Raw genomic sequence first — 19,259 nt, 5'->3', positions numbered from 1 at the left:
TAGTCAAGGAAAGGTGCGCAGAAAGTGAAAAAGATGTGAAACCGGCTCAGCCATCGGCAAGCCGGTAGCCGATGCCGTGCACCGTATGCAGCAGCGGCCGGGAAAAGGGTTTGTCGATCTGCTGGCGCAGCGCATGGATGTGGCTGCGCAATGCATCGCTGTCGGGCGGGTTGTCGCCCCACAGGGCGTCTTCCAGCACTTCGCGGGGGACGACGGCCGGGCTCTTGCGCATCAGCACGGCGAGCAGCTTCAGCCCGATCGGACCCGGGTGCAGGTTTTGTCCGGCGCGGCTGACTTCCAGCGTGTCGAGATCGTAATGCAGATCGCCGACGCACAAGTCGCGGCGCATGCCGCCATGGCTGCGCTTGAGTACGGCCTCGATGCGTGCGGCCAGTTCCGGCAGGGCGAAAGGCTTGGTCAGATAATCGTCCGCGCCGCTGTGAAAGCCCTGCAGGCGGTCGTCCAGCGCGTCGCGCGCGGTCAGCATGATCACCGGCACGTTCTTGCGTTCGCCGTTGCGCAGGCGCTCGCACAGGCTGAAGCCGTCCACGCCGGGCAGCATCACGTCGAGCACGATCAGGTCGTAGTGCTGGGTGGCCGCCAGATGCAGGCCGGTGAGGCCGTCGGCGGCGCAATCCACGATGTAGCCTTTCATGCCCAGGTAATCGACCAGGTTGGCCAGGATGTCGGCGTTGTCCTCGATGACCAGCAGACGCATCGGCAGTCTCGTAAAAGTGGCCAAACCGTCAGTGCGGCGTCGGCGGGTTGTATTGCAGCAGGATGTGTTGTGCGCCGCGGAAGCGTACCGTCAGTCTGTGGGCGGCGGCTTGTTCCAGCCAGTCCAGATCGCGCCGGCGGACGGCGACGAACAGGGGTTCCGTCGCTTGCGTCAACATCGGCAGCAGATCGGCGCGTTCGATGCGGCGGGCGGCGTCGCGCGAATAATAGCGCGCGGAAAACGGCATGTCGTCCAGGTAATACAGGCGCTCGACGCTGCCGCCCGGCAGCGTTTCGAGGGCGGCGATCAGCGGCGCGGCCGATTTCAGCTTGTACGGATGCAGGGCGAGGTGGACGCCTGCCGCGCTGAGCGTCAGCGGTACCGCCAGCACCAGTGCCAGCGCCGTCCGTCGGACTGGCGTGGCGTCCAGCAGCGGCTGCAGGCCGCGCGCGATCAGGATGGCGAGAAAAGGCAGGCCCGGCAGCAAGTAGGTCCACAGGATGTTGCCGGCAACGCTGAAGAACACTGCCGGCGCAAATCCGGCCACCAGCAGCAGGCGCACGTCCTCGTCGGCCAGTGCCTTGCGCAGCCTGGTGCGGCCGGTTTGGCTGCACAGGCGATGGACGAGCAGCGCCAGGCCGGCGATGCCCCAGGGGAAGCTCGCCCACAGCAGGAACAGCCAGATCGTGCCGTAGGGCTGGCGATGGGCGTTGCCGTACAGGTCGCCGGCCCAGCCGGGGTCGACGAAGCGGCGGAAGTGCTCGCCGACGAGGAAATAGTCCAGGAAGCCCGGCGTCTTCAGTTCGGCAGCCGCGTACCAGGGCAGCACCAGCGCGGCGACCAGCAGGCTGCCTCCCTTCCACGGCAAGGCGGCCAATGCGCGGCGCCAGCGGCCGCTGCACAGCAGCCAGACGCTGCCGGGCAGGCCGACCAGCACCAGCGCCAGAGGTCCTTTGGCGAGCAGGCCGATCGCCAGGCCGACGAAGAACAGCCAGCCCCAGGGGATGGGGCGACCACGGACGGCGAGGGCCAGCGAGACCAGGCTGAGGGTGGTGCCGAAGGCCAGGAAGGGGTCGGTGAGCACGGCGCCGGCGCTGATGAAGGGCAGCGCCATGCTGGCCAGCACCAGGCCGGACCACCATGCCAGGCGTTCGCTGCCTTGCTGTCGCGCCAGCCGCAGCGTGAGCCACAGGATGCCGATCATGGCCAGCCAGCTCGGCAGGCGGGCGGCGAAGTCATGCACGCCGAACAGTTTCAGGGATGCTGCCTGGGCCCAGAACGAAAGCGGCGGCTTGCCCCAGAAGGGCAGGTCAGGAGTGAACCAGGGCGTGATCCAGTCGCCGCGCTCGGCCATCAGCCGGGCGGTTTCGGCATAGCGCGGTTCGGTGGTGTCGCTCATCGGCAGCACGGCCATGGTCAGCAGGCGCAGGCCGAGGATTGCGCACAGCAGCCAGAACAGGCCGAATCCGGTCGTCGGCCGACGGGGGGAATCAGGCATGGCGGCGCGCCTTCCATTCGGTCACCCGGGTGCCGGCGAGGATCAGGCGCTCTTCCTGTACCAGGTAGAGCGGCCGCTGCTTGGCTTCCAGATAGGTCTTGCCGACGTATTCGCCGACGATGCCGATGCCGAGCAACTGCATGCCGCCGAGCAGGGCGAGCAGCGCCACCAGCGAAGGGAAGCCGGCCGCCGGGTCGCCGAACAGCAGGGCCTTGGCGACGATCCAGAGACCGTAGAGCCCGCCTGCCAGTGCGGTCAGCGCGCCGGCCAGGGTGGCAAGCCGCAGCGGTGCGGTGGAGAAGGAGGTGATGCCCTCCATCGCCAGGCCCGCCAGCGCGGTGTAGCGCCATTTGCTGCGGCCGGCGTGGCGGGCGGCACGGTCGTATTGCAGCACCGCGGTGGGCAGGCCGATCCAGGCGTAGAGGCCTTTCATGTAGCGGTTGCGTTCGGGCAGGCGCAGCAGCGCATCCACCGCGCGCCGGCTCATCAGGCGGAAGTCGCCGGTGTCGAGCGGAATCGGTGCCGGGCTGAGCCGCGCCAGCAGGCGGTAGAAGGCGTGGGCGCTGCTGCGCTTGAGCCAGCTCTCGCCGGCGCGGCTGCGGCGCTGCATCTGCACCACGTCGGCGCCGGCGCGCCATTGCGCGATCATCTCGGGGATCAGTTCCGGCGGATCCTGCAGGTCGGCGTCGAGCACGATCACGGCTTCGCCGCGTGCATGGGCGATGCCGGCGCTCATCGCTGCTTCCTTGCCGAAATTGCGTGTCAGGCGAATCAGGCGGAGGTCGGCGCCGCGTGGCTGCATGGCAGCCAGCAGCGTGGCGGAACCGTCGTCGCTGCCGTCGTCGACGAACACCAGCTCGACGCTCAGCTCGAGCGTATCGAGCACCTGTTCCAGCCGCGCCACGCAGGCAGGTAGTACTTCGCGCTCGTTGTAGAACGGCACGACGATGCTGAGGGTGGGCAGGGCACGCCGCTCAGGCAGGCGTTTGAGCATCTGCGGCTTCATCGAAGACCATCCTTGCGTAGAGCAGGTAGCTGAGTGCAGCGCTTGCTCCGCTCGTGCCTGCCTGTGCGAGGGCCGGCGGCCAGCCTGCGGGGCCGTGCAGCAGGGCGAAAAGCAGCAGGTTGGCCAGCCAGGCGAGCGCGCAACTTGCCAGGTAGCGCGGCAGGGCACGATCGTGGGCTGCACGGCTGGCGAAGGCATGGCGGCGCTGCAGCGGATAGTTGGCGGCCGCTCCCGTGATCGCACCCGCCGCAGTGGCGACATGGGCGTCGATGCCGGCCGCGATCAGCGCACTCATGCACAGCCAATGGATGAGCGTCGCCATCCCGCCCGCGAGAGCGAAGCGGGCAAGGCGGCGAAAGGCGGCGGTCGAGGTGCTGGGGTTGGCGGCGTTCATCGGCCGCCACTATGGGCAGGCCGGCGTTGTGGAAACGTCAGGGAAATGTGCAGAAAACGTGAACGCGCGGCGCTTGGGCCACGAGGGGTTCTTCAGGCAGTCGGTCGTTGTTCGAATCCATCCACGGCTTCCTCGTCGGCCGCGCTGACGTCGATGCGTGCGACCCTGGCTTTGGGTGGCCCTTGGTGCGCCCAGCCGATGAATGCTTCGACAGCCGGCAGCGGGCCGATCAACAGTGTTTCGACACTGCCGTCGAGCCGGTTACGGACCCAGCCGCACAGGCCCAGCCGGGTGGCTTCGGCCTGTGCGCTGGCGCGGTACCACACTCCCTGGACCTTGCCGTGGATACGCAGCAGGCGGGCAGCGGTCTGGGGCTGATCCTGTTCAGGCATAGGCGGCCTCCGGGCGGGTGCCGCTGAGCCACTGGGCGCGCAGCAGGGCGTCGGTGATGTTGGCGGCGATGTTCTCGTCGCCAAGGCTTTCCATGAAGCCGGAACGGAACACCAGCGAACCGGGCTGCGAGTTCAGCCCGCACAGGATCAGGTGGGCGCCGCGTTTCTGCAGGTTGCGGTGCAGGGTCTGCAGGATGTCCAGCCCGGTGGTGTCCAGGCTGATGACCTTGTCCAGATCCAGGATCACCACGTCGGGGTGGCCGTGCTGCATCAGCAACAGGTTCTCGAGCTTGTTGGCGGCGCCGAAGAACAGGCTGCCGAACATCTTGTAGGCAAGGATGCGCGGGGTGCCGTCCTCGCGCTGCATCGCTTCGTTGCCGTAGTAGTCTTCCAGCGGCACGCGTTCGATGCGGGTCAGGTCCGACATGCGGTAGATGAAGAACAGGCTGGCCAGCACCATGCCCAGCTCCACCGCCAGCGTCAGGTCGAACACCACGGTGAGGAAGAAGGTGGAGAGCAGGATCGTGCGGTACTGCAGCGTATAGCGCGCCAGTTCCTTCGGCGCGAAGGCGTGCCATTCGCCCATGTTGATCGAGACAATGACGACGATGGCCGACAGCGTGGCAAGCGGGATGGCGCTGGCGAGCGGCGCCAGCGCGAGCACGATCGCCAGCAGCACCAACGCATGGAGGATGCCGGAGACCGGCGTGCGGCCGCCGGTGCGGATGTTGGTGGCGGTGCGGGCGATCGCGCCGGTGGCGGCGAAGCCACCGAACAGTGGTGCGGCGACGTTGGCGATGCCTTGCGCCATCAACTCCTGGTTGGGATCGTGGCGGTCGTCGATCTGGCTGTCGGCGACGCGGGCCGACAGCAGCGATTCGATGGCGCCGAGCAGGGCGATGGTGAGCGCGGGCGCCACCAGCTTGCCGAGCGTGCCCAGGCTCAGTTCCGGCAGGCCGACGCTGGGCAGTTCCTGAGGGATGCCGCCGAAGCGGCTGCCGATGGTGTCGATCGGCAGTGCGAACAGGGCGTTGATCGCAGTCATGATGATCAGCACTGCGAGCGGTCCCGGCAGGCGTGCCATCCAGCGCACTTTCCGCGCTTGACGGTTCCAGACGACGAGCATCGTCAGCGAGGCGACGGCGACGGCGACGGTGGGTAGGTCGATGGTCGGCAGAGCAGCCCACAACGCGATCATCTTGGCGAAGAATTCGCCAGGCAGGTTGTCGATCTTCAGGCCGAGGAAATCCTTGATCTGAGAAATGAAGATGACGACCGCGATGCCGTTGGTGAAGCCGATGACCACCGACAGCGGAATGAAGCGGATCATGCTGCCGAGCCGTAGCGCACCCATGGCGAACAACAGGATGCCGGACATCATCGTCGCGATCAGCAGGTTCTGTACGCCGTGGTCGATGACGATGGCGTAGATGATCGGGATGAAGGCGCCGGTCGGGCCGCCGATCTGCACCCGCGAGCCGCCGAGCAGCGAGATCAGCAGGCCGGCGACGATCGCGGTCCAGATGCCGGCGGTCGGGGTCATGCCCGAAGCGATGGCAAAGGCCATCGCCAGCGGCAAGGCAAGCACGCCGACGGTGATGCCGGCGGAAAGGTCCTGGGCGAAACCCGCGCGGCCGTAGCCGGGCAGGGTGTCGAGGAGCTTGGGTCGGAACTGGATTTTCATGTCGTCTCCGCTGCGAGTCAGAACGAGGCAAACCTGTGGCTGCCCCTTCGGGCAGCATTACGGAGACGGTCGCCCTCGTCCTGCGCGATGCAGGATGATCCAGCGTTTCGAGGGCGTCAGCGGCATGGCTTTACTTGACCCGCATGCCCGGCGTGGCACCGGCGTCGGGCGACAGGATGTAGAGTCCGCTGGTCTTGCCTTCGGTATCGGAGGCAGCCAGCACCATGCCTTCGCTGAGGCCGAACTTCATTTTGCGCGGCGCTAGGTTGGCGACCATGACGGTGTGGCGGCCGACCAGCGCGGCCGGATCGTAGGCCGCCTTGATGCCGGCGAAGACCTGGCGCGGCTTCGGGTTGCCGGCTTCGTCGGTTTCGCCGATGTCGAGCTGCAGGCAGATCAGCTTGTCGGCGCCTTCGACGTGCTGGGCATCGACGATGCGGGCGATGCGCAGGTCGACCTTGGTGAAGTCGTCGATCGAGATGTGCGGCGATGCACTCGTTTGCGCTGTCTCGGCGGCCTGGGCGGCGTGCTGCTGCTTTTCGGCGTGGCGCTGCTGCGAGGAGGCGTCCTTGGCTGGCGTGGCTGCAGCCGGGGCGAGCGATTCGCGGTTGGCTTCGAGCAGGGCGTCGATCTGCTTGCGCTCGACGCGGGTCATCAGGTGGCTGTAGGGCTGGATGGCGTGGCCGGCGGGCAGTGCGGCCCAGTCGCCCTGCCAGTCCAGCGCCGGAATCGACAGGAAGGATTCGACCTCGGCGGCCAGCGCCGGCAGCACCGGCTTCAGGAAGCGGGCGAGGTCGCGGAACATGTTCAGCGCGGTGCTGCACACGGTGTGCAGGCGGGCTTCCTGGCCTTCCTGCTTGGCTAGTTCCCACGGCTTGTGGTCGTTGACGTACTGGTTGGCGAGGTCGGCCAGGCGCATGATCTCGCGCAGTGCCCGGCCGTAGTCACGTTCGTCGTAGGCGGCGGCGATGGCGCCGTCGGCCCAGGCGGCGGCGAAGTCGGCGCAGGCCCGGGTGTCGGTCTCGCCCAGCCTGCCGTCGAAGCGCTTGCCGATGAAACCGGCGCAGCGGCTGGCGATGTTGACGAACTTGCCGACGAGGTCGGAATTGACCTTGGCGATCATGTCGTCGAGGTTGAGGTCGACGTCTTCCATGGTGCCGTTCGACTTGCCGGCGAAGTAGTAGCGCAGCCACTCGGGGTTGAGCTTCTGCGCGATGTAGGAGTGGGCGGTGATGAAGGTGCCGCGGCTCTTGCTCATCTTGGCGCCATCGACGGTCAGGAAGCCGTTGACGCACAACTGGCTGGGCGTGGCGTAGCCGGCGAACTTGAGCATCGCCGGCCAGAACAGGGCATGGAAGTAGAGGATGTCCTTGCCGATGAAGTGCACCATCTCGGTGCCGGCCGCGGCGGCACGCGCGCCGTCGGTGTAGTCCTCGACGACGATGTCGCCGCGCTTGTTCGCGAGGTTGCGGAAGCTGGCGAGATAGCCGATCGGCGCGTCCAGCCAGACGTAGAAGTACTTGCCGGGGGCGCCGGGGATCTCAAAGCCGAAGTAGGGGGCGTCGCGCGAGATGTCCCAGTCGGACAGCTTGTTCTCGCCCTCTTCGCCGAGCCATTCCTTCATCTTGTTGGCGGCCTCGGCCTGCAGGCGGCGCGCGCCCTGGGCGTTGGTGCCGCGCGTCCATTCGCGCAGGAAGGCGACCGCACGATCGTCCGACAGGCGGAAGAAGTAATGCGTCGAGGTGCGCAGCACCGGCTTGGCGCCGGACACGGCCGAATAGGGGTTCTTGAGTTCGGTCGGGGCGTAGGCGGCGCCACAGGCTTCGCAGTTGTCGCCGTACTGGTCCGCCGCGCCGCATTTGGGGCATTCGCCCTTGATGAAGCGGTCGGGCAGGAACATTTCCTTGACCGGGTCGTAGTACTGCTCGATCTCGCGAGTGTCGATCAGGCCGCCGGCCTGCAGCTTGCCGTAGATGTCCGCAGCGTAGTCGCGGTTCTCGGCGCTGTGGGTGGAATGGTAGTTGTCGAAGGCGACGCCGAAGGCGGTGAAGTCGCGCAGGTGTTCGCCATGCACGCGATCGATCAACTGCTCGGGCGTCAGCCCTTCCTTTTCGGCGCGCAGCATGACCGGCGTGCCGTGGGTGTCGTCCGCACAGACGTAATGCACCGAATGGCCCCGCATGCGCTGGTAGCGCACCCAGATGTCGGCCTGGATGTAGCCCACCAGGTGGCCGAGGTGGATGTCGCCGTTGGCATAGGGCAGGGCGTTGGTGACGAGGATCTTGCGGGGCATGGTCTGTGGGACGTGGATCAAAGGATGCGAGTTTAGCAAAGCACGACAACTGCTGCCCCGCTGCGTGAGCGGCCGAGGGGCGTCTGTGGGGCAGCCCGTCAGCGCATTTCGCGCAGCAGCAATTCGACGCGTCGGTTGCGCGCGCGTCCTTCCTCGGTGGCGTTGCTGGTGAGCGGGTCGGCTTCGCCGCGGCCGTCGGCACTCAGGTGATCGAGGGCAATGCCGCGTCCGGCGAGATGAGCGGCAACGGCTTCGGCGCGTTCGATCGACAGGCGCAGATTGACCATTTCGCTGCCCTGGCTGTCGGTATGGCCGATGACCTTGACTGCGACGCCGGGTTCGGCGGCGAGCAGTGGTGCGATCGCATCGAGCGCGGCGGCGAGCGGCGGACGGATGACGGTGCTGCCCGAGGTGAAGCCGTCGGATACCGGGATCTCGATCCGGAAGCCTTGCGCATCGGCCGCGCCGATGGTGACGCCGGGTGCGCTGCGCGTGGCCTCGTCCATCGCCTGCCGGAGCGCGGGCCAATCGGGTGCCGGCGCCGTCTGGCGGACGAGGGCATGCAGGTGGATCGGGTCGTCGGCGACCGCGGCGGGCGCGTCGGGCGTGCCGGTGGTGGCGCAGGCCTGCACCAGCAGTGCGGTGCCGAAGGCGAGGAGCGTGGAGCGGAGGGAGGCGGAGATGTTCATTGCCGGAAGTAAGGTCGATGGGGCAGGAGCTCTGCCGAGGGTGGAAAGCAGACGAAATTCGGGCGTGCAGATTGGCCGGCCGGTCGCGGCCGATCCGCGCCGGCAGGAAACCCCAATGGTAGCGCGGGTGAGCGTTGGCGGAGGCTCCGGTATCATTCCCCCGTTTTCGCCCGGCTGCGGGCGTTCCGATCATCGAGGAAACAGGCAATGAGTCTCGACCAGCAAACCGTCACCGACGTGCTCAAGTCGGTCATCGATCCGAATACCGGCAAGGATTTCGTCTCCGCCCGCTGCATCCGCAATCTGGTGGTGGAAGGCGGCAATGTCGCCTTCGAGGTCGAACTCGGCTATCCGGCGAAGAGCCAGCACGAACCCATCCGTGCCTTGCTGGCGGAGGCGCTGGCAACGGTGCCGGGCATCGGCCGAATCGATGTCACGGTCAACAGCAAGGTGGTGGCCCATGCCGTGCAGCACGGCGTGAAGCTGCTGCCCGGAGTGCGCAACATCATTGCCGTGGCTTCCGGCAAGGGCGGCGTGGGCAAGAGCACGACCTCGGTGAATCTGGCGTTGGCACTGGCCGCGGAAGGCGCGCGCGTCGGCCTGCTGGATGCCGACATCTACGGCCCGTCGCAGCCGCAGATGCTGGGCATCGGCGGCCAGCGGCCGGTGTCGGAGGACGGCAAGACGATGATTCCGCTCGAAGCCTACGGCATCCAGGCGATGTCGATCGGCTTCCTGATCGAGCAGGACACGCCGATGGTCTGGCGCGGCCCGATGGCAACGCAGGCGCTGAACCAGATGCTGAAGGACACGGCCTGGCAGGATCTCGACTACCTGCTGATCGACATGCCGCCGGGCACCGGCGACATCCAGCTGACGCTGTCGCAGAGCGTGCCGGTGACGGGCGCGGTCATCGTCACCACGCCGCAGGACATCGCCCTGCTGGATGCGCGCAAGGGCCTGAAGATGTTCGAGAAGGTGGGCGTGCCCATTCTCGGTCTGGTCGAGAACATGAGCATCCACATCTGCTCGAAGTGCGGCCACGAGGAGCACATCTTCGGCCAGGGCGGCGGCGAGAAGATGTGCGCCGACTACAACATTCCCTTCCTGGGGGCGCTGCCGCTGGACATCCAGATCCGCTCCGAAACCGACGGCGGCAAGCCGACCGTGGTCGCCGACCCGGAGGGCCGCATCGCGTCGATCTACAAGCAGATCGCGCGCAAGGTGGCGGTGCGCATCGCCGAGAAGTCCAAGGACATGACGCACAAGTTCCCGAACATCGTCATCAAGAACAGCTGAGGCGGCGCAGACGTCGGTCGCCGATCCTGGGCGACGAGGGCGGCGGGCCTGCTGGAAAGGAAAGGGCGGGCGCTCAGCCGGAGGCGGCCTACGTATTTGCCGCGACGTCGCGCCAGGCCCGCCCCAGCGCGGCGATGCCCGCTTCGATGCGATCCTCTGGAATCGCCCCGTAGCCGAGGCGGAAGAAGCGCCGGGGCGGGTTTTCGCCGATAAAATGGATCTCGCCGGGTTCGATCAGCACGCCGAGCTTCGAGGCCTGGCGATGCAGGTCCCATGCGTTGAAATCGGCCGGGCCCTTGATCCACAACGAAGAGCCGCCGGCCATGCCGTGAGCCTGGAAATCGGGCAGATGGACGTTCAGCGCGCGGGTGAGTATCCGCCATTTGCGCGCCAGGCTGTCGCGCAGGCGGCGGATGTGTTCGTCGTGATAGCCCATCGACAGGAAGAGCGCGAGGATGCGCTGGTTGTTGAGCGGCGGGTGGCGGTACATGTAGCGGCGCAGCGCGCGCAGCTCGTGTATCAGCTCCTCGTCGGCGACGATGAAGCCCAGGCGCACGCCCGGCAGCAGGCTCTTGGTCAGGCTGCCGACGTAGATCACCCGTCCGCTGTCGTCGAAGCTCTTGAGCGCCGGGTGATTGCTGCCGAGGTAGTTGTGTTCGCTCTCGTAATCGTCCTCGATGAGCAGCAGATCGTTTGCACGCGCACTTGCCAGCAAGGCCATGCGCCGATAGACCGGCATCGTCACGCCGGTCGGTGATTGATGACTCGGTGTGCAGAAGACGAGGTCGCAGCCCTCGAGCTGCGCATCGACCACCAGGCCCTGATGGTCGATGCGCAGCGGCTTCAGGGGGCTGCCGCCGAGGCCGAAGATGTGGCGCGCATCGACGTAGCCGGGGTTCTCGATGCCGATGCGCACGTCCGGTCCGCCCAGCAGCGCCGCCAGCAGGTAGAGGGAGTTCTGTGTGCCGACGGTGATGAGGATCTCTTCCGCGCGCGCCTTGATCGCCCGCTTCGGCAGCAGACGCTGGATGATCTGCTCGACCAGCAGCGGGTCGTCCCGGTTGATCTGGTCGTCGATCCAGTGCCGCATGTGGGCGCCGAGCGAGGCGATGCGGGCGCAGTTGCGCCAGCGCGCCGCGGTCTGCTGATCGAATTCCACCTGGCCGTAGATGAAGGGGTAGCCGTAGTCGTGCCACTGCCGCGGCTTGACGATGCCGCGCAGTTGCGAAGGCTGGTGCCGGAGCCGGCGATCCCAGTCCGGCGCCTCGTCCGGCCGCTCGAAGAGTTTGCGCGGGCTGGGCTTGAGGCGCACGCCGAGCTGCTCGCGCAGGTATTTCTCGTTGATGAAGTAGCCCCGGCGATCCACCGGCGTGAGGTAGCCGTCGTTGACGAGCTGCTCATACACCAGCACCACGGTGTTGCGTGAAACCCCCAGCAGCGTGCTCAGCTTGCGCGAGGAGGGCAGCGCTTCGGTGGGTGACAGCGCGCCGTCGATGATCGCGTCCAGCAGGTTCTCGCGCAATTGCTCCTGCAGGCCGCGGCCGGCCTCGAAGGGGCGGAGGTATCGCTCCAACATGGTTCATGATCCTGTTGCGATGCACCAAACTGATGCGTCCGTGAATGGGTAACCGACTGATGGGACAGGAATCTTTCGATTTCTGGCACCAGTGGTGAACCGGCCTGGATCTATAGCAAGTTATGGGCCGCTCATAACATCGATGCCAGCAGAAACCACTTCCAACAGGAGCGTCACCATGTTCAAGAAACTGCATGACCGCACGTGCCGCAAGCTGCTCGTGCCCCTCGCCACCCTTGTGTTCGGCGTCGCCGGCAGCGCGCAGGCCGAGACGGTCACCATCGGCATACAGAGCATGTTCGGGCCGTGGAAGCAGGCCATCGTCGAGAAGGCATTCGAGAAGGCGACCGGCTGGGAGATCAAGTGGCGCAACTTCGACAGCGGCGGCGACGTGATGATGGCGATGGCCTCGGGTGACGTGCAGATCGGCGTCGCCGGCAGCAGTCCGGTGGCGGCGGCCGTCAGCCGCGGTGTCGAGGTCGATGTGTTCTGGGTGCTCGACAACATCGCCGACGCCGAAGCGCTGGTCGTGCGCAAGGGCAGCGGCATCGAGGCGCCACAGGATCTGGCCGGCAAGAAGCTGGCCGTGCCCTTCGTGTCGACGACCCATTTCCATGCCTTGTTCGCGCTCGAACAGTTCGGTCTGGGCGGTAAGGTGAAGGTCATCAACCTGCAGCCGTCCGACATTCCCGCCGCCTGGGAGCGTGGCGACATCGATGCCGCCTTCATCTGGGACCCGGCGCTGGGGCAACTCAAGAAGAGCGGCAAGGTGCTGCTGACCTCGGGCACGCTGACCGGATGGGGCAAGGCGACCTTCGACGGCCTGGTGGTGAACAAGGGTTTTGCCGTCAGGAATGAAGCGCAGATGACGGCTTTCACCAAGGTGCTGCAGACGGTGACGGCGAGTTATGTGGAGGCTCCCGAGCGGTGGACGCCGGATTCGAAGATGGTCATGCAGGTGGCCCAGCAGTCGGGCGTGAAACCCGAGGAGGTGCCGCCGGTACTGGCCTTGTACCGATTCCCGCTGGCTGCCGAGCAGGCCGGCGGGAACTGGCTGGGCGGCGGCAAGGACAGCGGCGCGGCCAGGGCGCTGGCCGCCACTGCGGCTTTCCTGAAGGAGCAGAAGAAGGTTCCGGCGGTGCTGGACGACTACGGTGTCGCCGTCACGTCGCGCTTCGTCGATGCCGTGAAGTAAGGGCGGTCAGTGATTTCGCGCGGGCTGCCGCAAGGTCGCCCGCGCCTACAGGGCAGGAGACGGGCATGAGCCTGAGTCTGAAAATACACGATGTGTCGGTGGTGTATCCCGGCAGAGAGAAAGGGCAGTCGGTGACGGCACTGTCCGGCGTGAATCTGGAAATCGTCGCAGGCGATTTCGTCGTCGCGCTGGGGGCGTCGGGTTGCGGCAAGACGACGCTGTTGAACCTGATGTCGGGCTTCATCAGCCCGACTTCGGGTCTCATCACGCTCGGCAACTATCATGGCAGGCCGCCCGAACAGAGCGATTCGGTGGCGATGCTGCGCGACCAGGTGACGGGGCCGGGGGCGGAGCGCGGCGTGGTGTTCCAGAAACACGCGCTGATGCCCTGGCTGAACGTCCTCGACAACGTCGCCTTCGGCCTCAAGCTGCGCGGGGTGGCGAAGGCGGAGCGCGAGGAAAGGGCGATGCACTTCCTGCGCCTGACCGGGCTGGAGGATTTCCGCCGCCATTCCATCCACCAGTTGTCGGGCGGCATGCAGCAGCGTGTCGGCATCGCCCGGGCGCTGACCAACGATCCGCACATGCTGCTGCTCGACGAGCCGCTCGGCGCGCTCGATGCACTGACGCGCGAGCGTCTGCAGGAATTGATCCTCGAAATCTGGCAGCGCACGCAGAAGATGATGTTCTTCATCACGCATGACGTCGAGGAAGCGCTTTTCATGGGCACCCGGCTCATCATCATGTCGCCGCGCCCGGGGCGCATCACCCACGAGTTTCCGCTGGATTTCGGCCGGCGATTCCTCGAGTCGCGCAATGCGCGCGCAATCAAGTCCAGCCCGGATTTCATCGCCTTGCGCGAGCAGGTGCTGGGCATCATCCACGGCGACGAGGAGGCGGCAGCATGAAGATACAGGACAGAGCTGGCGGCCTCGTTGGGCTGCTGCGGTCCATGCGCCGCGCCAACCCGGTACGTCCGGGCGAGCAGTACGGCGCGCCGGGCAATGGCGACAGCCTGATGCTGAGTCTTTGCACGATTCTCGTCTGCATGGCGCTGTGGCAGGTGTCGACCAGCCAGGGCTGGGTGAAACCCTTGTTCCTGCCGTCGCCGGGGGCGGTGTGGACGCAATTCATCGAGGTCGCACGCGATGGTTTTGCCGACGCGTCGCTGCTGACCCACATGGGCTGGAGCGCCTTCCGGGTCTTCGGCGCTTTCCTGCTCGCAGTGCTCACCGCCGTGCCGATCGGCATCATGATGGGCGTCAATCGCGTCGCCCGCGGCATCTTCGATCCGCTGGTGGAGTTCTACCGGCCGCTGCCGCCGCTCGCCTATCTGCCGCTGGTGGTGATCTGGATGGGCATCGGCGAAGGCTCGAAGCTGCTGCTGATCTACCTGGCGATGTTCGCGCCGCTGGCGCTCAGCGCCCGTGCCGGTGTCCGTTCGGTCGCCATCGAGCAGATCCATGCCGCGTACTCGATGGGCGGCATGCGCTCGCAGGTGCTGCGCCACGTCATCCTGCCCGCGGCCTTGCCGGAGATCCTGACCGGGATGCGCATCGCCATCGGCTTCGGCTGGACCACGCTGGTCGCGGCCGAGATGGTCGCGGCGACCGCGGGGCTGGGTTTCATGGTGCTGAGCGCGTCGAAGTTCATGGTCACCGACGTGGTCATCATGGGCATCCTGGTCATCGGTGCGATGGCGTTGCTGTTCGACCTCGGCATGCGCGCGCTCGAACGCCGGCTAGTGCCGTGGAAGGGCAAGGTCTGAGTGCTTGCGCAACAAGCGCCGTGAAGGTTCTTTCCCCTTCGCGGCGCTTGGCCTACACTACGCGGCTTTCCCGACCGCAGGCGGTCGCAACGCATTCGCTGGAACCCGCGCCCATGTCCATCAAGTCCGACAAGTGGATCCGCCGCATGGCCCAAGAGGCCGGCATGATCGAGCCTTTCGCGCCGGAACTGGTGCGCAGCAACGAAAGCGGCCGCATCGTTTCCTACGGTACTTCGAGCTACGGCTACGACGTGCGGGTGGCGAACGAATTCAAGATCTTCACCAACATCAACTCGACCATCGTCGATCCGAAGGACTTCGATGCGCGCAACTTCGTCGATTTCACCGGCGACGTGTGCATCATTCCGCCGAACTCCTTCGCGCTGGCGCGCACCGTCGAGTATTTCCGCATTCCGCGCAGCGTGCTGACGGTCTGCCTGGGCAAGAGCACCTATGCGCGCTGCGGCATCATCGTCAACGTCACGCCGCTGGAGCCCGAGTGGGAAGGCCACGTGACGCTGGAGTTCTCCAATACCACGCCGCTGCCGGCCAAGATCTACGCCAACGAGGGTGTGGCGCAGATGCTGTTCTTCGAGTCGGACGAAGTGTGCGAGACCTCGTACAAGGACCGCGGCGGCAAGTACCTCGGCCAGACCGGCGTCACGCTGCCGAAGATCTGAGCGAACGGACGCCGTGACCACGATGATGGGGCCGCCTGACGGCCCCTCGTGCTTTTTCCGCTTCATTCCGCGCTTCGCTGCAACATTCACGCCCGCGCAAAGATCGGCGGCTTACACTTCCCTTTTTTCCGTCCCGCAAGGACCCCGCTGGAGACGATCAGGATGAGATTCCACTTCCCCATCATCATCATCGACGAGGATTTCCGCTCGGAAAACTCTTCGGGCCTGGGGATTCGCGCGCTGGCGAAGGCGATCGAAGACGAAGGCATGGAAGTGCTCGGCATCACCAGCTATGGCGACCTGACCTCCTTCGCCCAGCAGCAGAGCCGCGGCTCGACCTTCATCCTGTCGATCGACGACGAAGAGTTTTCGTCGCCCGAGGCCTCGGCCAAGGCGATCGCTGACCTGCGCGCCTTCGTCGAACAGATCCGCTTCCGCAACGCCGAGATCCCGATCTTCCTGCACGGCGAGACGCGTACCACGCGCCACATCCCCAACGACGTACTGCGCGAGATGCACGGCTTCATCCACATGTTCGAGGACACGCCGGAGTTCATCGCCCGCTACGTGGTGCGCGAGGCGAAGAACTATCTCGAATCGCTGCCGCCGCCTTTCTTCCGCGCGCTGACCCACTATGCGGCGGACAGCTCGTATTCCTGGCACTGCCCGGGGCACTCGGGCGGGGTCGCCTTCCTGAAGAGCCCGGTGGGGCAGATGTTCCACCAGTTCTTCGGCGAGAACATGCTGCGTGCCGACGTCTGCAATGCGGTGGACGAACTGGGCCAACTGCTCGACCACACCGGTCCGGTGGCGGCGTCGGAGCGCAATGCGGCGCGGATCTTCAACTGCGACCACCTGTATTTCGTCACCAACGGCACTTCGACCTCGAACAAGATGGTGTGGCACACCACCGTGGCGCCCGGCGACATCGTCGTGGTGGACCGCAACTGCCACAAGTCGATTCTCCACTCGATCATCATGACCGGTGCGGTGCCGGTATTCCTGACGCCGACGCGCAACCATTACGGCATCATCGGGCCGATCCCGCTGGAAGAGTTCTCGATGGAGAACATCCAGAAGAAGATCGAGGCCAACCCCTTCGCGCGCAACGCCAAGAGCAAGAAGCCGCGCATCTTGACGATCACGCAGTCGACCTACGACGGTGTGGTGTACAACGTCGAGACGATCAAGGAGATGCTCGACGGCGAGATCGATACGCTGCACTTCGACGAAGCCTGGCTGCCGCACGCGGCTTTCCATGACTTCTATGGCGACTACCACGCCATCGGTGCCGACCGCCCGCGCTGCCGCGAGTCGATGGTGTTCTCGACCCAATCGACCCACAAGCTGCTGGCCGGCCTGAGCCAGGCGTCGCAGATCCTGGTGCAGGACTCGCAGACGCGCAAGCTCGACCGCGACATCTTCAACGAGGCCTACCTGATGCACACCTCGACCTCGCCGCAGTACGCGATCATCGCGTCCTGCGACGTGGCGGCGGCGATGATGGAAGCGCCGGGCGGCCCCGCGCTGGTAAACGAATCGCTGAGCGAAGCAGTCGAGTTCCGTCGCGCGATGCGCAAGGTCGACGCCGAGTTCGGCGACGACGACTGGTGGTTCAAGGTGTGGGGGCCGGAGTTCCTTGCCGAGGAAGGCATCGGCAGCCGCGAGGACTGGACGCTGAAGGCCGGCGAAAGCTGGCACGGCTTCGGCGACCTGGCCGAGGGTTTCAACATCCTCGACCCGATCAAGGCGACGATCATCACGCCGGGCCTGAACATGGACGGCGACTTCGCCGAACATACCGGCATCCCGGCGGCGATCGTCACCAAGTACCTGGCCGAGCACGGCATCATCGTCGAGAAGACCGGGCTTTATTCCTTCTTCATCATGTTCACCATCGGCATCACCAAGGGCCGCTGGAACACGATGGTGACCGAGCTGCAGCAGTTCAAGGACGACTACGACCGCAACCAGCCGCTGTGGCGCGTGATGCCGGAGTTCATCGCCAAGCACCCGCGCTACGAGCGGGTCGGGCTGAAGGATCTGTGCGACCAGATCCACAGCTTCTACAAGGCGCACGACATCGCCCGCCTGACGACCGAGATGTATCTGTCGGACATGGTGCCGGCGATGAAGCCGGCCGATGCCTTCGCCAAGATGGCGCATCGCGAGATCGAGCGCGTGTCGCTGGACGAACTCGAAGGCCGCGTCACCGCGATGCTGGTCACCCCGTATCCGCCGGGCATCCCGCTGCTGATCCCGGGCGAGCGCTTCAATGCCACGATCGTGCGCTACCTGAAGTTCGCACGCGATTTCAATGCCCGCTTCCCCGGCTTCGAAACCGACATCCATGGTCTTGTGAAGGGTGAAGACGGCCGCTATCACGTCGATTGCGTGAAGGACTGATCGACGCCGGTGGCGGTACAGGCATGAAAAACGACGAGGGCCGCGATCAGCGGCCCTCGTTGCGTCATGCGCTGCCTGTGCTCAGCGGTGGCGGTAGCTGACGAAGTCGAAATCGAAGTCGTTGTCCGCATCGGCGGTGCGCGCATCGCGCCGTTCCTCGATGAAATCGGAACGATCGAAGAGCGGGAAATGGGCGTCACCCTCGACGTCGGCCCAGACTTCGGTCAGTTCGAGACGGTCGGCGCGGGGCAGCAGGGTGGCGTAAAGCTGGGCGCCACCGATCACGAAGATGCGCTCGGCGTCCGAAGCGGCGGCGAGCGCATCATCCGGCGAGTGGAAAACCTCGGCGCCTTCCGCGCGGAACTGCGTGTCGCGGGTGACGACGATGTTGCGGCGGCCGGCCAAGGGCCGACCCAGTGATTCCCAGGTCTTGCGCCCCATCACGACTGGATGGCCCATGGTCATCGCGCGGAAATGCTGCATGTCGGCCTTGAGCCGCCAGGGCAGCCCGTTGTCGCGGCCGATCACGCCGTTGCGTGCGACCGCTGCGATCAGGGTGATTTCAGGAGTCGTGCTCATACGGCCACTGGTGCCTTGATGTGGGGATGCGGATCGTAGCCGTCGATGCCGAAGTCCTCGAAGCGAAAGGCGAAGATGTCCTTCACTTCGGGGTTCATCTTCAGGGTCGGCAGCGCGCGCGGCGTGCGTGAGAGTTGCTCGCGTGCCTGGTCGAGATGGTTCAGGTAGAGATGGCAGTCGCCACCGGTCCAGATGAAATCACCGGCTTCCAGTTCGCACACCTGTGCAAGCATGTGGGTGAGCAGGGCGTAGGAAGCGATGTTGAAGGGGACGCCGAGGAAGATGTCTGCGCTGCGCTGATAAAGCTGGCAGGAAAGGCGGCCGTTGGCGACGTAGAGCTGGAACAGCGCATGGCAGGGCGGCAGCGCCATGGTATCCACTTCGCCCGGGTTCCAGGCGGAGACGATGTGCCGGCGCGAATCCGGGTTGCGCTTGATGCCGTCGATCAGCTTCGTGATCTGGTCGACGGTCGTGCCGTCCTTGTTTTCCCAGCGCCGCCATTGCTTGCCGTACACCGGGCCCAGGTTACCGTTTTCGTCGGCCCACTCGTCCCAGATCGAGACGCCGTTGTCCTTCAGGTAGCGGATGTTGGTATCGCCCTGCAGGAACCACAGCAGCTCATGGATGATCGAGCGCGTGTGCAGCTTCTTGGTCGTCAGCAGCGGAAAGCCTTCCTCCAGCGGAAAGCGCATCTGCCAGCCGAAGACGGACAGGGTGCCGGTGCCGGTGCGGTCGGTCTTGCGGTCGCCATGTTCGAGGACATGACGCATGAGGTCTAGGTACTGTCGCATGTTCGTTGCGGATCAAATGACGAGCAAGGATGGTACACCCGCTGGTAGAGCTTGGTGCGTCCGGGCTTTCGGCTCATGGGGTCAGGGAAGGATGGGGGGGCGTAATGTCCCTCTCTGACCCAAGCGCAGCTAGATCCCATCGATTGCCGCAATCGGTCTTGAGACGGCGGGTTTTGCTGATGCTCTACCTGTGCGGCCCGCTCCATCCGGCTCTGGTGACGGCCCGTCCGCTCGTCCGTGTTCTGGCTGATGATCTGATCAATATTTCTATTGTGAGTAGTTGTTGACGGT

Annotated in this window: 17 protein-coding genes; 6 read left to right on the top strand and 11 right to left on the bottom strand. The window is 65.6% G+C overall.

Translation table 11 applies throughout. The features are described 5' to 3' along the window. Nucleotides 1–46 precede the first annotated feature (46 nt). The 8 genes from NX068_RS20205 to NX068_RS20170 form a co-directional block, all read right to left on the bottom strand. The gene (locus tag NX068_RS20205) at nt 47–718 is read right to left on the bottom strand and encodes a response regulator transcription factor (RefSeq protein ID WP_263463022.1); all 672 of its coding nucleotides are present in this window, start codon (nt 716–718) and stop codon (nt 47–49) included. A gap of 28 nt (nt 719–746) precedes the next feature. Then, nucleotides 747–2,216, bottom strand: coding sequence for an ArnT family glycosyltransferase (locus NX068_RS20200; RefSeq protein WP_263463021.1), 1,470 nt, complete (start codon nt 2,214–2,216; stop codon nt 747–749). Beyond that, nucleotides 2,209–3,222 carry a glycosyltransferase family 2 protein gene (locus NX068_RS20195; RefSeq protein WP_263463019.1) on the bottom strand — a complete coding sequence of 338 codons (1,014 nt, stop codon included), beginning with the start codon at nt 3,220–3,222 and terminating at the stop codon, nt 2,209–2,211. The genes NX068_RS20200 and NX068_RS20195 overlap by 8 nt, the downstream gene beginning before the upstream one ends. Next, a complete protein-coding gene (locus tag NX068_RS20190) occupies nt 3,191–3,616 on the bottom strand; it encodes a GtrA family protein (RefSeq protein WP_263463018.1) in 426 nt (141 codons plus the stop codon). The genes NX068_RS20195 and NX068_RS20190 overlap by 32 nt, the downstream gene beginning before the upstream one ends. A gap of 92 nt (nt 3,617–3,708) precedes the next feature. After that, the gene (locus tag NX068_RS20185) at nt 3,709–4,008 is read right to left on the bottom strand and encodes an acylphosphatase (RefSeq protein WP_263463017.1); all 300 of its coding nucleotides are present in this window, start codon (nt 4,006–4,008) and stop codon (nt 3,709–3,711) included. After that, nucleotides 4,001–5,692 carry a SulP family inorganic anion transporter gene (locus tag NX068_RS20180; RefSeq protein WP_263463016.1) on the bottom strand — a complete coding sequence of 564 codons (1,692 nt, stop codon included), beginning with the start codon at nt 5,690–5,692 and terminating at the stop codon, nt 4,001–4,003. The genes NX068_RS20185 and NX068_RS20180 overlap by 8 nt, the downstream gene beginning before the upstream one ends. 130 nt (nt 5,693–5,822) lie before the next feature. Beyond that, entirely contained in the window at nt 5,823–7,985 is a 2,163-nt protein-coding gene (gene metG, locus NX068_RS20175) for a methionine--tRNA ligase (RefSeq protein ID WP_263463015.1), read from the bottom strand. Between the two features lie 98 nt (nt 7,986–8,083). Beyond that, the gene (locus NX068_RS20170) at nt 8,084–8,674 is read right to left on the bottom strand and encodes an OmpA family protein (protein ID WP_263463013.1); all 591 of its coding nucleotides are present in this window, start codon (nt 8,672–8,674) and stop codon (nt 8,084–8,086) included. Nucleotides 8,675–8,848: 174 nt separating this feature from the next. Here NX068_RS20170 and apbC point away from each other — a divergent pair, with 174 nt between their 5' ends. Beyond that, nucleotides 8,849–9,973 (top strand): iron-sulfur cluster carrier protein ApbC, encoded by a 1,125-nt coding sequence (gene apbC, locus NX068_RS20165; RefSeq protein ID WP_263463039.1) that lies wholly within the window; start codon nt 8,849–8,851, stop codon nt 9,971–9,973. An 88-nt stretch (nt 9,974–10,061) separates the two neighbouring features. On the opposite strand, the gene pdxR is transcribed toward apbC, so the two are convergent. Next, a complete protein-coding gene (gene pdxR / locus NX068_RS20160; protein ID WP_263463012.1) occupies nt 10,062–11,549 on the bottom strand; it encodes a MocR-like pyridoxine biosynthesis transcription factor PdxR in 1,488 nt (495 codons plus the stop codon). Between the two features lie 178 nt (nt 11,550–11,727). Between pdxR and tauA the strand changes: the two genes are divergently transcribed. From tauA to NX068_RS20135, 5 genes are all read left to right on the top strand, one after another. Then, the gene (tauA, locus tag NX068_RS20155) at nt 11,728–12,744 is read left to right on the top strand and encodes a taurine ABC transporter substrate-binding protein (protein ID WP_263463011.1); all 1,017 of its coding nucleotides are present in this window, start codon (nt 11,728–11,730) and stop codon (nt 12,742–12,744) included. 65 nt (nt 12,745–12,809) lie between these two features. Further along, complete coding sequence (locus NX068_RS20150) at nt 12,810–13,652, top strand: taurine ABC transporter ATP-binding protein (protein ID WP_263463010.1); 843 nt, start codon at nt 12,810–12,812, stop codon at nt 13,650–13,652. Further along, on the top strand, nt 13,649–14,512 hold the full coding sequence (locus NX068_RS20145; protein ID WP_263463009.1) for an ABC transporter permease subunit: 864 nt from the start codon (nt 13,649–13,651) through the stop codon (nt 14,510–14,512). Before NX068_RS20150 ends, NX068_RS20145 begins: the two co-directional genes overlap by 4 nt. Nucleotides 14,513–14,625: 113 nt before the next feature. Then, the gene (gene dcd / locus NX068_RS20140; protein WP_263463008.1) at nt 14,626–15,192 is read left to right on the top strand and encodes a dCTP deaminase; all 567 of its coding nucleotides are present in this window, start codon (nt 14,626–14,628) and stop codon (nt 15,190–15,192) included. Nucleotides 15,193–15,354: 162 nt separating this feature from the next. Then, nucleotides 15,355–17,598 carry an arginine/lysine/ornithine decarboxylase gene (locus NX068_RS20135; protein WP_263463007.1) on the top strand — a complete coding sequence of 748 codons (2,244 nt, stop codon included), beginning with the start codon at nt 15,355–15,357 and terminating at the stop codon, nt 17,596–17,598. A gap of 81 nt (nt 17,599–17,679) precedes the next feature. Here NX068_RS20135 and NX068_RS20130 read toward each other — a convergent pair whose 3' ends face one another. Both NX068_RS20130 and NX068_RS20125 read right to left on the bottom strand, forming a co-directional pair. Continuing rightward, nucleotides 17,680–18,177: a dihydrofolate reductase gene (locus NX068_RS20130; protein WP_263463006.1), complete on the bottom strand. Its 498-nt coding sequence runs from the start codon at nt 18,175–18,177 to the stop codon at nt 17,680–17,682. After that, the gene (locus tag NX068_RS20125; protein WP_263463005.1) at nt 18,174–18,968 is read right to left on the bottom strand and encodes a thymidylate synthase; all 795 of its coding nucleotides are present in this window, start codon (nt 18,966–18,968) and stop codon (nt 18,174–18,176) included. Before NX068_RS20125 ends, NX068_RS20130 begins: the two co-directional genes overlap by 4 nt. Between the last annotated feature and the right edge of the window lie 291 nt (nt 18,969–19,259).

The sequence above is a fragment of the Thauera carbonicopians genome, from assembly GCF_025699485.1.
In the GTDB taxonomy this organism is placed as follows: Bacteria; Pseudomonadota; Gammaproteobacteria; order Burkholderiales; family Rhodocyclaceae; genus Thauera.
This window is presented reverse-complemented; position numbering and strand designations above follow the sequence as displayed.

Bases quoted from the DNA above. Each gene is read 5' to 3' on its own strand.
- NX068_RS20205 (WP_263463022.1), bottom strand. From the start codon at position 718: ATGCGTCTGCTGGTCATCGAGGACAACGCCGACATCCTGGCCAACCTG.
- NX068_RS20200 (WP_263463021.1), bottom strand. From the start codon at position 2,216: ATGCCTGATTCCCCCCGTCGGCCGACGACCGGATTCGGCCTGTTCTGG.
- NX068_RS20195 (WP_263463019.1), bottom strand. From the start codon at position 3,222: ATGAAGCCGCAGATGCTCAAACGCCTGCCTGAGCGGCGTGCCCTGCCC.
- NX068_RS20190 (WP_263463018.1), bottom strand. From the start codon at position 3,616: ATGAACGCCGCCAACCCCAGCACCTCGACCGCCGCCTTTCGCCGCCTT.
- NX068_RS20185 (WP_263463017.1), bottom strand. From the start codon at position 4,008: ATGCCTGAACAGGATCAGCCCCAGACCGCTGCCCGCCTGCTGCGTATC.
- NX068_RS20180 (WP_263463016.1), bottom strand. From the start codon at position 5,692: ATGAAAATCCAGTTCCGACCCAAGCTCCTCGACACCCTGCCCGGCTAC.
- metG (WP_263463015.1), bottom strand. From the start codon at position 7,985: ATGCCCCGCAAGATCCTCGTCACCAACGCCCTGCCCTATGCCAACGGC.
- NX068_RS20170 (WP_263463013.1), bottom strand. From the start codon at position 8,674: ATGAACATCTCCGCCTCCCTCCGCTCCACGCTCCTCGCCTTCGGCACC.
- pdxR (WP_263463012.1), bottom strand. From the start codon at position 11,549: ATGTTGGAGCGATACCTCCGCCCCTTCGAGGCCGGCCGCGGCCTGCAG.
- tauA (WP_263463011.1), top strand. From the start codon at position 11,728: ATGTTCAAGAAACTGCATGACCGCACGTGCCGCAAGCTGCTCGTGCCC.
- NX068_RS20150 (WP_263463010.1), top strand. From the start codon at position 12,810: ATGAGCCTGAGTCTGAAAATACACGATGTGTCGGTGGTGTATCCCGGC.
- NX068_RS20145 (WP_263463009.1), top strand. From the start codon at position 13,649: ATGAAGATACAGGACAGAGCTGGCGGCCTCGTTGGGCTGCTGCGGTCC.
- dcd (WP_263463008.1), top strand. From the start codon at position 14,626: ATGTCCATCAAGTCCGACAAGTGGATCCGCCGCATGGCCCAAGAGGCC.
- NX068_RS20135 (WP_263463007.1), top strand. From the start codon at position 15,355: ATGAGATTCCACTTCCCCATCATCATCATCGACGAGGATTTCCGCTCG.
- NX068_RS20130 (WP_263463006.1), bottom strand. From the start codon at position 18,177: ATGAGCACGACTCCTGAAATCACCCTGATCGCAGCGGTCGCACGCAAC.
- NX068_RS20125 (WP_263463005.1), bottom strand. From the start codon at position 18,968: ATGCGACAGTACCTAGACCTCATGCGTCATGTCCTCGAACATGGCGAC.